Source organism: Neptuniibacter pectenicola, from assembly GCF_001597735.1.
GTDB classification, from domain to species: Bacteria; Pseudomonadota; Gammaproteobacteria; order Pseudomonadales; family Balneatricaceae; genus Neptuniibacter; species Neptuniibacter pectenicola.
The window spans coordinates 168,936-182,112 of the sequence record NZ_LUTS01000007.1 but is presented as its reverse complement, the minus strand read 5'-3'; the positions used below and the strand labels follow the sequence as shown (position 1 = coordinate 182,112).

The 13,177-nt window shown below is 44.9% G+C and carries 11 protein-coding genes; 2 read left to right on the top strand and 9 right to left on the bottom strand.

The genetic code is table 11. The features are described from left to right. Positions 1-8: 8 nt before the first annotated feature. The 4 genes from A3773_RS11055 to zigA all read right to left on the bottom strand — a co-directional run bounded on the left by A3773_RS11055 (position 9) and on the right by zigA (position 5,333). Positions 9-1,379, bottom strand: coding sequence for a dihydroorotase (locus tag A3773_RS11055; protein ID WP_067985967.1), 1,371 nt, complete (start codon positions 1,377-1,379; stop codon positions 9-11). Further along, positions 1,376-3,367 (bottom strand): threonine--tRNA ligase, encoded by a 1,992-nt coding sequence (thrS, locus tag A3773_RS11050; protein ID WP_067985965.1) that lies wholly within the window; start codon positions 3,365-3,367, stop codon positions 1,376-1,378. The genes A3773_RS11055 and thrS overlap by 4 nt, the downstream gene beginning before the upstream one ends. A gap of 3 nt (positions 3,368-3,370) precedes the next feature. After that, a complete protein-coding gene (locus A3773_RS11045; protein WP_067985962.1) occupies positions 3,371-3,931 on the bottom strand; it encodes a gamma carbonic anhydrase family protein in 561 nt (186 codons plus the stop codon). 169 nt (positions 3,932-4,100) lie between these two features. Then, positions 4,101-5,333, bottom strand: a complete 1,233-nt coding sequence (zigA, locus tag A3773_RS11040; protein ID WP_067985960.1) for a zinc metallochaperone GTPase ZigA — start codon at positions 5,331-5,333, stop codon at positions 4,101-4,103. Between the two features lie 137 nt (positions 5,334-5,470). On the opposite strand from zigA, the gene A3773_RS11035 reads away from it, so the two are divergent. Next, positions 5,471-5,866 carry a Fur family transcriptional regulator gene (locus A3773_RS11035; RefSeq protein WP_197462767.1) on the top strand — a complete coding sequence of 132 codons (396 nt, stop codon included), beginning with the start codon at positions 5,471-5,473 and terminating at the stop codon, positions 5,864-5,866. A gap of 326 nt (positions 5,867-6,192) precedes the next feature. Here the strand turns inward: A3773_RS11035 and A3773_RS17580 are convergent, their stop codons facing one another. Next, entirely contained in the window at positions 6,193-6,366 is a 174-nt protein-coding gene (locus A3773_RS17580; protein ID WP_231902191.1) for an oxidoreductase-like domain-containing protein, read from the bottom strand. A gap of 440 nt (positions 6,367-6,806) precedes the next feature. On the opposite strand from A3773_RS17580, the gene A3773_RS11030 reads away from it, so the two are divergent. Further along, positions 6,807-9,035: an NADP-dependent isocitrate dehydrogenase gene (locus A3773_RS11030; RefSeq protein WP_067985958.1), complete on the top strand. Its 2,229-nt coding sequence runs from the start codon at positions 6,807-6,809 to the stop codon at positions 9,033-9,035. Between the two features lie 115 nt (positions 9,036-9,150). Here A3773_RS11030 and sthA read toward each other — a convergent pair whose 3' ends face one another. The 4 genes from sthA to nqrF form a co-directional block, all read right to left on the bottom strand. Continuing rightward, on the bottom strand, positions 9,151-10,551 hold the full coding sequence (sthA, locus tag A3773_RS11025; RefSeq protein WP_067985956.1) for a Si-specific NAD(P)(+) transhydrogenase: 1,401 nt from the start codon (positions 10,549-10,551) through the stop codon (positions 9,151-9,153). Positions 10,552-10,639: 88 nt separating this feature from the next. Beyond that, positions 10,640-10,879 carry a (Na+)-NQR maturation NqrM gene (gene nqrM / locus A3773_RS11020; RefSeq protein WP_067985954.1) on the bottom strand — a complete coding sequence of 80 codons (240 nt, stop codon included), beginning with the start codon at positions 10,877-10,879 and terminating at the stop codon, positions 10,640-10,642. Positions 10,880-10,889: 10 nt separating this feature from the next. Continuing rightward, positions 10,890-11,951 carry an FAD:protein FMN transferase gene (locus A3773_RS11015; RefSeq protein WP_067985952.1) on the bottom strand — a complete coding sequence of 354 codons (1,062 nt, stop codon included), beginning with the start codon at positions 11,949-11,951 and terminating at the stop codon, positions 10,890-10,892. Next, positions 11,935-13,161: an NADH:ubiquinone reductase (Na(+)-transporting) subunit F gene (nqrF, locus tag A3773_RS11010; RefSeq protein ID WP_067985950.1), complete on the bottom strand. Its 1,227-nt coding sequence runs from the start codon at positions 13,159-13,161 to the stop codon at positions 11,935-11,937. Before nqrF ends, A3773_RS11015 begins: the two co-directional genes overlap by 17 nt. Positions 13,162-13,177 lie beyond the last annotated feature (16 nt).

Sequence of the window (13,177 nt, the reverse complement as noted above, 5' to 3'; positions counted from 1 at the left end):
CTACCCGTTTAATCTACTACCTCAAGAAACGCCATCGCCTTCCCTTGTGGCTCCCCGACTAAAACCTCATCTCTTACAATGACCTTCCCCCTCACAACGGTATGAATAGGCCAACCCCTAATCTTTTTGCCATGATAAGGCGTCCAACCACTTCGGCTCGCAATCCACTCATTACTAATAATACGTTGAGCATTAAGGTCCACTAAAGTTAAGTCCGCATCAAAACCTAACGCTATACGCCCCTTCCCCGTAATACCAAAAATACGGGCGGGGCCTGCACTGGTTAAATCCACCAGCCGCTGAAGTGTTAATCGACCTTCATGCAGATGATTTAACATTAAAGGTAATAACGTTTGCACACCTGTCATCCCGCTTGGGGATTGAGGATAAGGCCTTAATTTCTCCTCTAATGTATGAGGCGCATGATCACTGCCGATCACATCCACTGTGCCATTTTGAATACCTTCCCATAATGCCTCTTGGTGCTCTAGCTCACGTATAGGAGGGTTCATTTGCGCCAAACTTCCCAGCGTTTTATAACAATCAGGCGCAACCATAGATAGGTGATGCGGGGTCACTTCCACGGTAACATGGCGTTTATGCCGCGCCAGAAATCGCATCTCATCGGCCGTTGATACATGGAGGAGATGTAATCGACGCCCGCTTTCTTCCGCTAATGCGACAATACGTTGAGTTGCTTTTAAAGCACTTTCAACATCTCGCCACTCATGATGCTGACAGACATTACCACTGGCCTCGACGATCGACTTACGATCAATTAGCCTTGCCTCGTCTTCTGCATGAACAGCCATACGGCGGTGCCCATGAGATAGGATATTACGTAGTACTTTATCTTCATCAGCCAGCAAATCACCAAACGAGCTCCCCATAAATACTTTCACACCTGCACATCCAGGCAGGTTTTCTAGCCTACCTAACTGCTCGGCATTAACAGCGGAACCCCCCATATAAAATGCGTAATCGCACCATGCTTTAGCTTCCGCAGCATCCAACTTCGCCTGAAGATCTGTATCCCAAAGTGTGAGCGGGTCAGTATTTGGCATCTCAAAAAAACCGGTAACGCCTCCCAAAACAGCGCCACGAGAGCCGCTTTCAATATCTTCTTTATGGGAGAGTCCAGGTTCGCGGAAATGCACTTGGCTATCAATCACGCCTGGCAACACATGCAAACCTTGTGCATTTATGACGTTGTCGGCTTGCCACCTCCCCTTTAAGTCACCTAAAGCAACAATAACCCCGCAGGAACTTGCGATATCTACTTGTTCAGCACCATTGGGCGTCATAACCACACCCCCCAAAATCAATAGATCGGCATGCTGGCTATTAAGGCGCTCTGATTGTCCGGTCGCTCTTTTCATATCAACGCCTCACTTGAGGAATCCAAGCGCAAGGTTTCATGAAGTGACGCTAATAACTGCTCTTGTGCGACCTGGTAAGGCGGAGCGCATTCACGACGCAAAAAACTTAATGCATCAGCAAGCGAGAAAATACCTAGCTCTTGGTCATCACGGCTTCGTATTGAAACGGAACAAGTATCGCGTTCTTTCGCTCCAACGACAAACATGAAAGGGATGCGCTGTAGCGTTCTCTCTCGTATTTTATAGCCTATTTTTTCTTTCCGGCTATCCACTTCAGTACGCACCCCTTCAAGGGATAACCACTGCCCAACCGTTTGTGCGTAATCTACATGCTCATCAGTAATCGACAGAATTACAACCTGAACCGGTGCCAACCAATAGGGTAATTTACCTTCATGATGCTCTAACAAAATACCGGTAAAGCGCTCTAAAGAACCAAATAGAGCTCGGTGAAGCAAGATGGGATGTTTGCGCTGCCCCTCTTCGTCAATATAGTCTAATGCAAAGCGTTCAGGCAGATTCATATCCACCTGCAACGTACCGCACTGCCAATCACGGCCAATAGCATCTCTAAGAACAAACTCTAGTTTTGGACCATAAAATGCACCCTCCCCTTGATTGACCTGAAAGCCAAGTTCCATCGCCTCTAAGGTCTGGGTTAATGCACCTTCAAGAAAGTCCCATGTTTCATCTGTGCCGATACGGTTTTCTGGACGTGTAGACAATTTAATGCGTATATCGTTAAAACCAAAATGACTATAGATATCCAACACAAGTCGCACAACAGATTGGCACTCATCTTTAACCTGTTCAGGTGTGCAGTAGATGTGAGCATCATCCTGCGTAAAGTGTCTAACGCGCAACAAACCATGAAGTGCACCAGAAGGTTCATAGCGATGCACCTTACCAAACTCACCCATCCGAATGGGCAGATCTCGGTAGCTTTTAAACCCGTGGCGATACATCAAAATACTACCAGGGCAGTTCATCGGTTTAAGCGCGAGTACTTTTCCATCTTGAGTTTCGGTTGTGTACATGTGATCACGATAGTTCTGCCAATGACCTGACTGCTCCCACAAACCTCTATCCATTACGTCCGGTGAACTCACCTCAACGTAACCTGCTTGTTGCTGGCAGTAACGCATATAATCAATAAGCTGCTGAAAGAGCGTCCACCCTTTGGCGTGCCAAAACACAGCCCCTGGCGCTTCTTCTTGAAAGTGGAATAGATCCAACTCACGACCTAATTTACGATGATTACGCTTCTCCGCTGCTTCTATACGATGCAAATATGCAGAGAGTGCTTTTTTATTGGCCCATGCCGTACCATAGATACGCTGGAGCTGCTCGTTGTTAGCATCGCCGCGCCAATAAGCACCTGATAACTTAGTCAGCTTAAAGTGTTTTAAAAAACGGGTATTAGGCACATGTGGCCCACGGCACATATCTATATATTCTTCATGAAAATAGAGGCCAAAAGCGTGTTCCTCCGGCATATCCTCTATCAGACGCAGCTTATATGACTCTTGCCGCTCCATGAAAATATTTACAACCTCTTCACGAGGTAAGCGACGTTTAACAACATCATATTGTTTAGTAATCAGTTCACCCATACGCTGTTCAATAGCATTAAGATCTTCAGGCGTAAACGGCCGCTCAAACGCTATATCATAGTAAAAGCCATCATCGATCACAGGCCCAATAACCATTTGGGCTGAAGGGTAAAGCTGCTTAACTGCATGACCTATAAGATGCGCACAAGAGTGACGGATAATCTCTACCCCCTCACCATCGCGTACTGTAATCAGTTGTACCTCGGCATCAACATCAATAGGATCACTTAGGTCCATCAATCTATTATTGACCTTGGCCGCTATGACATTCTCAGCAAGGCCTTTGCTAATCGATAAGGCTACATCCAAAGAGGTAACCGGTTTATCAAAACATTTTATTGCCCCATCGGGCAGCGTGATATTAACGGACTGCATAGATTAAAACTCGTTCTGAATTCGCTTATAACCCATAACCAACTCATTATTGGTACGTGCGACATCTTCGGAAAATTCACTTGCCGCCACGGAAACCTGCGGTAGAGAAGTAAGATCAGTTTCTGCACCTATTCGCTCAGTAGAACGCACATAGAAGCCAGCTGGAAGGTGGCACCCATCGACTACAGCGTTGTGCCGAACCACACAACCTGTTTCCACCGTGCAATTAAATAACACTGAGTTAAAACCGATAAATACACCGCTTCCTACAGAACAAGGCCCGTGCACAATCGCTCGATGAGCAATAGAGGTTCGTTGCCCTATAGAGACTTTCGCCCCCGATTTGGAGTGAATCACAACCCCATCTTGAATATTAGAATGCGCCCCAATTATGATCGGCTCTATATGATTATTTGCATCAACCTCGTCGGCTCTAATCACAGCATAAGGGCCAATAAAAACGTTTTCTTCAACGATAACTAAGCCACAGATAATCGCTGTCGGATCAATAAAAGCATCGGGGTGTATTTGTGGTACATCGCCACGGGGATTTTTTCGAATCATATTTTTTCTCTGAAAAGTGTTTGAATTAAATATGACGTAACAACGATACTGTTATCGCCACATAAAGAGGGAGGAAATAAAATAAACGCCATATAAATAGTAGGCCGCATATCAAAGCGCCCCACTAAAACGACCTCACTTAATAAGCTAACCCCGCGATAGGACGTGCTTAGGAATAAGCATTCTGTTCACCTTGCGGCCAACTCATAAAAGGATTTTTCCAACTTGACCAAGCATCAGGACCACAAGCCATCTCTTCATCTGTAAGCAGGCATTCATCAAAACCCGCACAAAGCGCATCCTTATCCATATCCATACCGATTAATACGATCTCTTGGCGCGCATCACCGACATTCTCATCCCATTTCTGGCGTATAAAGACAACGCTTTGGGGATCATCAGGCCACTCATCAATTGGTACAGATACCCACCAACGCCCCGCAGGGCCATGATGGGCAACGGCCCCAGCTTGTGACCAACTACCCGCTATAGTTGGATTAGAAGCCAACCAGAAATAGCCTTTAGAACGCACAACGCCCGGCCATTCACTCTCCACCCATTTTTTAAACCTTAAAGGGTGAAAGGGCCGTCTCCCTTGATATAAAAAAGCGCTAATACCGTACTCTTCAGTTTCTGGAACATGCTCACCACGCATCTCTTTCAGCCAGCCGGGCGCCAATGAAGCTTGTTCAAAATCAAAGAGCCCCGTTCCTAAAACCTGCTCAAGTGGGACCTTTCCATACTCAGCCACCTCAATACGAGCCCGCGTATTCAAACTACGGAGAATGGCATCAAGTTGCTCCCGCTCGTCAGCTGAAATCAAATCGGTTTTATTCAGCACAATGACATCGCAGAACTCTACCTGTTCGATCAATAAGTCCACTACCGTCCGTGGATCTTCATCACCCAGGGACTCACCACGCATCTGTAAACTGTCTTGTGAGCTGTAATCACGTAAAAAATTAAATGCATCGACCACAGTCACCATCGTATCCAACTGCGCAATGCGATTAAGACTTTGTCCTCCCTCATCCTCAAAGGTAAATGTCTCTGCAACCGGTAGAGGTTCTGATATACCGGTAGATTCAATAACTAGATAATCAAACCTCGCCTCCTTAGCTAAACGGCTGACCTCATCTAACAGATCTTCTCTTAATGTGCAGCAGATACATCCATTGCTCATCTCTACAAGCTTTTCTTCAGTACGAGAAAGTTCGGCACCTCCCTCTCTCACAAGCGCTGCATCAATATTGACCTCCGACATATCATTAACAATGACAGCAACACGGCGCCCCTCACGATTATTAAGAATGTGATTGAGTAAGGTTGTTTTACCGGCCCCTAGAAAGCCGGAAATAACCGTAACAGGAAGGCGTTTTTCTTGAATATTTTCAGAACTCATCTCGACTAATTCCTCACTTCTCTTATTGCTAATGATAATGCATTATCATTAAATAATTAACAAGAATTTATTCGTGCAGTCAGAATCACACTCTGTTTAAATCCCTTAGTGATTGTTAGCTAGATTTCGAGGAAAAAATGACGATTGAACGTAAAACCCGTCAGTATGAGGCTATTCGTACAGTACTGACTGAAGCAAAGCGCCCTCTACTTGCCCAAGAGATTTTGAATTTAGCCTCCGTTATTGTGCCTAAGATGTCATTAGCCACGGTTTATCGAAACTTAAAGGGGCTACAAGCAAACAATCTGATTACAAGCGTCTTACTCCCTGGACAAAATCCAAGATACGAGATCAAAACACATACACACCACCATCATTTCCAATGTCGATATTGCGAACAGGTATTTGAGGTACGTTTATGCCCTGGCGGCTTCGAAAGCTTCATGCCTGAAGGCTTTACAGTTGAGGATCATGAACTTATTTTATACGGTGAATGCAAGGAATGTAGTGCACAAAAATCGAAAGGGTCTTAAAAGTACGGATCAATTAAAACAATAGCGGGTGCTAAAAAACACAAGGAAAGGAGTCGTTTCGGAAAAGACAACCATGCCCAATCGGTAAGCCCCTATGCTGAATATCACTAACTCGTTGCATATCAGGACGACAGCGACGGAAAGTGGTTTTTAATAAAAACTATTTTTTCTTAAATAAATCTAACAGTTTCTGCTTAGGATCCGGTTCATCAGTAGGTAGCGCCTTTTCAAACCGCTTTTGCAATGAGTCGAACTTTTCCTCTTTTCGCTTGTGCTTTACCCTCTCTCGGGAAGCATTCATATCGACAACCGTTCCCATTACTTTATCACTCGCTCTTTGTTTCTTTTTTACTTGCGGCCTGCTGGGCATTCCAAGCAGCTAGCGCCTCATAATAGGTATCCCATACACAAGGGGAACACCCACTTTCACAACACGCATAGTCCGCAGGTTGCGTTGGTTTCTCTGCTAATTCAGTCATCTTATCCTCTTTATGCATCATAGCATTCTACCTTTTTGTCTTTTTAAATTAAATCTATCATCAATAACTAGAGCATTGAATCATAAAATATCTCACCTTAACGCGACACAACCCGCCCCAACAGATGAGCGCTAACCCACATTTGTTCTTTATTATTAATCCGAAAGAACAATGCGCATAAAAACAAAAAATGGCTACTGTATATAGCTAAATAGATTATGAAACCCGACTACAATCGAAAATATGCTGCATCGCAGCATGAATATAGGTAAAAAAAGTTGTAAAAACACAACAACATTAGCCATAAGTACATAGGCCAGACGTATGACTATCGCGCTGAATTCAGTATAATTCTGTTACTAAATTACAACCATCGGGTTTGAAATAGTGGAGAAAGGCAGCCACAAGCCGCCTTTGTTCAAACCCTTGGCTGCACTGCCATAAAATCTTTGGGGAATACAATGACTACAACGAACCAAACCATCTATTACACTCTAACAGACGAAGCACCATCATTAGCTACATGCTCGCTTCTACCTATTGTTCGTACATTTACTTCTGCTGCTGGCATCGATGTTAAAATTACAGACATCTCTCTAGCAAGCCGTGTTCTCTCGACCTTCCCCGAAAAGCTTACAGAGGAACAGCGCGTAGAAGATGGCCTTAAGTTCTTAGGCGCATTAACACAAGATCCAGATGCGAATATCATAAAACTACCAAATATCAGTGCATCTATCCCACAGTTAAAAGCCTGTATTGCAGAACTACAGGCGCAGGGTTACGACATTCCTAACTTCCCTGAAGATGCGCAAACGGATGAAGAGAAAGAGATTCTTGCTCGCTACTCTAAAATTCTAGGTAGCGCTGTAAACCCAGTGCTACGTGAAGGTAACTCCGACCGCCGCGCACCTGGCGCAGTAAAAGCCTTTGCTCGCAAATTCCCACACTCTATGGGCAAATGGAGCAAAGCGTCTCGTACACACGCTGATTACATGACAGACGGCGATTTCTTCTCAAGCGAGCAGTCCATTACGATGGAAGACGCTGGCGATGTACGTATTGAGTTTGTTGATCCAGCGGGCAACGTTGAAGTCAAAAAAGAGTTGAGCCTAGAGAAAGGCGAAATCCTTGACGGTATGCGCATGAGCTGCAAAGCCCTTCGCGAATTCTTTGAAGAAACGATGAACGACGCTAAAGAAACTGGCGTTATGTGGTCACTTCACGTTAAAGCGACAATGATGAAGGTCTCCCACCCTATCGTATTCGGCCACGCTGTCACTGTTTTCTATAAAGAAGTGTTCGACAAGCATGGTGAACTATTCAAAGAGCTTGGCGTTAACCCAAACAATGGTATTAGCAGCGTTTACGATAAAATCGCTTCTCTACCACGCTCTCAGCGGGAAATTATCGAAGAAGATATCCATGAATGTCTTGCTCATCGTCCAGAAATGGCGATGGTAGATTCAGTTAAAGGTATCACTAACCTTCACGTACCTTCTGATGTAATCGTCGATGCCTCTATGCCTGCAATGATCCGTAACGGCGGTAAAATGTGGGGCCCTGATGGCAAGCCAAAAGACACTAAAGCAGTTATGCCTGAAAGCACCTATGCTCGTATCTATCAGGACATGATCAACTTCTGTAAAACAAACGGCGCTTTCGACCCAACAACAATGGGTTCTGTTCCAAACGTCGGTCTTATGGCTAAAAAAGCAGAAGAATACGGTTCACATGACAAAACATTTGAAACTGAAACAGGTGTTATGCGTGTTGTAACTGCTGACGGCACTGTTCTTATGCAACACGATGTAGAGAAAGGTGATATCTGGCGTGCTTGCCAAACTAAAGATGAGCCTGTTCGTGACTGGGTTAAACTAGCGGTAAACCGTGCTCGCCTATCTAATACTCCAGCTATTTTCTGGCTAGACCAAGAACGTGCACATGATCTTGAGCTAACTAAAAAAGTTAAAGAATACCTTAAAGATTATGACACTGAAGGCTTAGATATCTCTATCAAGTCCTACAGCCAAGCAATCCGCTTTACTATGGATCGCTTAATTCGTGGCCAAGATACCATCTCTGTTACAGGTAACGTGCTACGTGACTACCTAACCGACCTATTCCCAATTATGGAACTAGGCACATCCGCTAAGATGCTTTCTATTGTACCTATGCTAAAAGGCGGCGGTATGTACGAAACAGGCGCTGGCGGTTCAGCACCTAAACACGTACAACAAGTACAAGAAGAAAACCATCTTCGTTGGGATTCATTAGGTGAGTTCCTAGCCCTTGCTGTTTCGCTTGAAGATATGGGTATGAAGCATGACAACCCACGTGCAGCGATCCTGTCTAAAACCTTAGACGCAGCAACAGGTAAACTACTTGAAGAGAACAAATCGCCTTCACGTAAAACAGGTGAGCTAGATAACCGCGGTAGCCACTTTTACCTAGGCCTATACTGGGCACAGGAAGTTGCTAACCAAACGGAAGACCTTGAACTTGCGGCACACTTCAAAGAACTTGCTGAAACACTTTCCAACAATGAAGAAAAAATCATTGCTGAGCTAGCGGCGTGCCAAGGCTCACCTGCCCCAATGACAGGTTACTACCACGCTGATCGCGAGTCTGTGAAGAAGGTAATGCGCCCAAGCAACACGCTGAATACAGCACTTGCTAAAGCGGTAAAATAAGCAATCCTTGAACAACAAAAAGCTCGGTTTATACCGAGCTTTTTTATGCTTTAACCTTTGCTTAGCTATAAAAAAACACGCATAACGCGTGTTTTTTTATATCACCAAGAAGTAATTAAAGGTTAGCTACCCTATTCAATCCAGCAATCGCTGCAACACGATAAGCTTCTGCCATCGTTGGGTAGTTAAAGGTAGTATTAACGAAATACTTAAGCGTATTACCTTCGCCTTCTTGCGCCATGATCGCTTGGCCTATATGTACGATCTCTGATGCATGCTCACCAAAACAGTGAATACCCAAAATCTGGAATGTATTACGGTTAAATAGGATCTTAAGCATACCAACAGGCTGATCATAGATCTGTGCCCGCGCGGTATCTTTAAAGAATGCCTGACCTACTTCATAAGGCACACACTCTTCCGTTAGCTCCTCTTCGGTTTTACCAATCGAGCTGATTTCAGGAATGGTATAAATACCGGTTGGCACTTCATTAATATAACGAAAATCGTCAGCCGAGAGCATATCCGCCGCCGCTGCTCGTCCTTGGTCCAACGCAGCTGACGCCAAGCTTGGCCATCCAACAACATCACCTGCAGCATAGATCCCTTCACACCCTGTGCGATAATGATCATCCACTTCTAGCTGACCACGACTATTAGCCTCTAAACCTATGCGTTCCAAATGCAGTGTTTCTGTATTACCGCTTCGCCCATTACACCACAAGAAGGCATCGGCACGAATACGTTTGCCAGACTTCAGCGTAAGTACAACGCCGCGATCATCGGCTTCAACACTGTCATAGATTTCGTTATGACGAATTTTTACAGCATTATTACGCAGGTGATAACTAAGGGAGTCGGAAATCTCTGCATCAAGAAAGGAGAGTAACCGGCTTTGGTTATCAACTAGATCAACCTTAACCCCTAACCCACTAAAAATTGACGCATACTCAGAACCGATAACGCCAGCCCCGTAAATAATCAACGTACGTGGCGTATGACTTAGCTTCAAAATAGTATCTGAGTTGTAGATACGTGGATGATTAAAGTCGATATCAGTTGGAGTATATGGACGAGAACCGGTAGCAATAACAATGTTTTTTGCTTTTAAGGTTTCATCACCTTTTACCGTTCCACGCACAAGGACTGTGTTTTTATCTTCAAACTCAGCCGTTCCAAAAAATACATCGATTCGGTTTCGAGCGTAAAAGTTAGTACGCAAAACAACCTGACTTGAAATAACCTTTTCTGCTCGTTTCAACACTTTTGGGAATGAAAACCAACGCGGCTCACCAATATCACGGAACATTGGGTTAGTGTTAAACTCAATGATCTGCTTAACTGAGTGACGCAACGCCTTTGACGGTATTGTCCCTTTGTGAGTGCAGTTTCCGCCCACAGACTCCTGCTCTTCGATAACCGCAACTCGACGCCCCTTCTTAGACGCATTCATTGCAGCACCTTCACCTGCAGGCCCAGAGCCAATCACAATGACATCATAGTCATAAACCGCCATCACATTCCCCTATCTATTATCGTTATCTTCTTGTTTTGTTGAGATATTATTTATCATAACAGCTTACGCTTAGTTACAAACAACTCAATTATTCTTTAGATTTAACTTCATAGGACAACTCAAGCTGGGACCCGCTTTGCTCTAAGCGCTCCTGCTCTTCATCGCATTTTTTTGGGTCGCCGCCACAAATATCACACGCGGTATCCATACCTAAATTAGCCATACCACCACAAGAACCCGCAATAGGCTTACGCCCCATTAAGACGCCGACAGACATCGCCACAACGACCGCAAGCAACACTACAAACGTAAATATCATCGTATCCATAATTTTAACCTCACTGCACCAGGAATTGATTAAAACCCGGTGTCATTTTTTCTTCAAAACCCGTGTCCGTTTTGACCAACAAAAACACACTAAGTTTATGCGTTTCAGCAAATTTATATGCTTTTTCAGGGCCCATCACCATCATCGCGGTTGCTAACGCATCCGCCTCTGCGCAGGTGGGCATCAATACGGTAACGGATACCAGCTTATGACTAATAGGCCGACCGGTCGCCGGATCAATCGTATGGGAAAACCGAACCCCATCCTCTTCAAAATAGTTTCGGTAATCGCCAGATGTCGCAATACCCACGTTCTTTACAGCAATGATGCGCTGAATGGTCCGCTCAGCGGCTGTGGTGGGTGACTCAATCGCAATACGCCACTCATCACCATTAGGCTTTAAACCTCGCGCACGCAGCTCACCACCGATTTCAACCAGATAACTTTCAATTCCCTTAGCCTCAAGCAAATCGGCGAGCAGATCAACACCATAGCCTTTAGCGATGGCGGATAGGTCAACGTAACTTTGACGCTGCTTTACAACCTGAGTCCCTTCGATTTTAACATAGTCATACCCAACACGATCTCTAACCCCATCAAGCTCAGACTGACGCGGCGCCTTAACAACGCGACCGTCAGGACCAAACCCCCATAGGTTTACCAGTGGACCGACAGTATTATCAAATGCCCCCTCAGTCTCCACGCTAATTTTTTTAGACAGCGCTAATACGTGAGCAAGCGGCTCAGATACAGACAAGGGTTCGCCGGGAGGTGTTCGATTTAAAATCGATAGTTCAGAATCAGGAATATAGGTAGACATACTTTGATTGATATCAACGAGCGTATTATCAATCAATTTATTTAATTCAGTATCAGGTTGGGAGGACACCCACTTAACAGTAAATGTGGTCCCCATCGTCATGCCTTGATGGCTAACGATTTTTGGCTGCTCTGACTCGCAACCTGACAGGAGTAGACAAACAAAAACAGAAGTGGCCAGCAGCAAAGCTGCGGGCCACTTTTTAGCTTGTCGCATAATGACAAACATAGACGTATTAGCCACCAAAATCATCAAGGAAGATGTTTTCGCGCTCCACACCCAGATCTTCAAGCATCTGGATAACAGCAGAGTTCATCATTGGCGGTCCACACATGTAATACTCACAATCTTCAGGCGCTTCGTGATCCTTAAGATAGTTTTCATATAACACGTTATGGATAAAGCCAGTCATACCATCCCAGTTATCTTCTGGCTGAGGGTCTGACAGGGCTAAATGCCACTGGAAGTTCTCATTCTCTTCCTGAAGCTTATCGTACTCTTCGTTATAGAACGCTTCACGCATAGAACGTGCACCGTACCAGAAAGAGATCTTACGCTTAGAGTTAAGACGCTTCAGTTGGTCAAAGATATGCGAACGCATAGGCGCCATACCTGCACCACCACCGATGAAGACCATCTCATTATCAGTGTCTTTAGCAAAGAACTCACCAAATGGTCCATAAACCGTAATCTTATCCCCTTCTTTAAGGTTAAAGACATAGGAGGACATGATACCTGGTGGGTGATCTGTACCTGGTGGTGGAGAAGCGATACGGATATTGAATTTAACAACACCACGCTCCTCAGGGTAGTTCGCCATAGAGTAGGCACGAATAGTAGGTTCAGTCACTGTAGATACATACTTCCACATATTGAACTGATCCCAATCGCCACGGTACTCTTCTTGAATCTCAAAATCCTTGTAGTTAACTACATGAGGAGGACATTCAAGCTGAACATAACCACCGGCACGGAAATCAACGTTTTCACCTTCAGGTAAACGAAGGGTTAATTCCTTGATAAACGTAGCAACGTTTGGATTTGACTCAACAGTACATTCCCACTTTTGAACACCGAAGATTTCCTCTTCAAGTTCAAGCTCCATGTCCTGTTTAACCGCCACCTGACAAGATAGGCGCCAGCCTTCCTTGCCTTCACGCATAGTGAAGTGGGATTCCTCAGTAGGCAGCATAGAACCACCGCCCTCAAGAACCTGACACTTACACTGCGCACAGGTACCGCCGCCACCACAAGCTGAAGGAATGAAGATCCCTTTATCAGCAAGTGTCTGTAGCAACTTACCACCCGCAGGTACGGTAATAGATTTAGCCGGGTCGTGATTGATATGAATCGTAACGTCACCGGAACTTACTAATTTAGAACGGGCTGCCAAAATTACTGCGACAAGTGCAAGCACCACCGCGGTAAACATGACAACACCTAGAACGATTTCAGCATTCATTGGCTAATCCTTCCTT

Coding starts and splice junctions, on each gene's coding strand:
- nqrM (WP_067985954.1), bottom strand. CDS start 10,879: ATGGATACGATGATATTTACGTTTGTAGTGTTGCTTGCGGTCGTTGTG.
- A3773_RS11045 (WP_067985962.1), bottom strand. CDS start 3,931: ATGATTCGAAAAAATCCCCGTGGCGATGTACCACAAATACACCCCGAT.
- A3773_RS11055 (WP_067985967.1), bottom strand. CDS start 1,379: ATGAAAAGAGCGACCGGACAATCAGAGCGCCTTAATAGCCAGCATGCC.
- A3773_RS17580 (WP_231902191.1), bottom strand. CDS start 6,366: ATGATGCATAAAGAGGATAAGATGACTGAATTAGCAGAGAAACCAACG.
- A3773_RS11015 (WP_067985952.1), bottom strand. CDS start 11,951: ATGATTTTGGTGGCTAATACGTCTATGTTTGTCATTATGCGACAAGCT.
- A3773_RS11030 (WP_067985958.1), top strand. CDS start 6,807: ATGACTACAACGAACCAAACCATCTATTACACTCTAACAGACGAAGCA.
- thrS (WP_067985965.1), bottom strand. CDS start 3,367: ATGCAGTCCGTTAATATCACGCTGCCCGATGGGGCAATAAAATGTTTT.
- zigA (WP_067985960.1), bottom strand. CDS start 5,333: ATGAGTTCTGAAAATATTCAAGAAAAACGCCTTCCTGTTACGGTTATT.
- nqrF (WP_067985950.1), bottom strand. CDS start 13,161: ATGAATGCTGAAATCGTTCTAGGTGTTGTCATGTTTACCGCGGTGGTG.
- sthA (WP_067985956.1), bottom strand. CDS start 10,551: ATGGCGGTTTATGACTATGATGTCATTGTGATTGGCTCTGGGCCTGCA.
- A3773_RS11035 (WP_197462767.1), top strand. CDS start 5,471: ATGACGATTGAACGTAAAACCCGTCAGTATGAGGCTATTCGTACAGTA.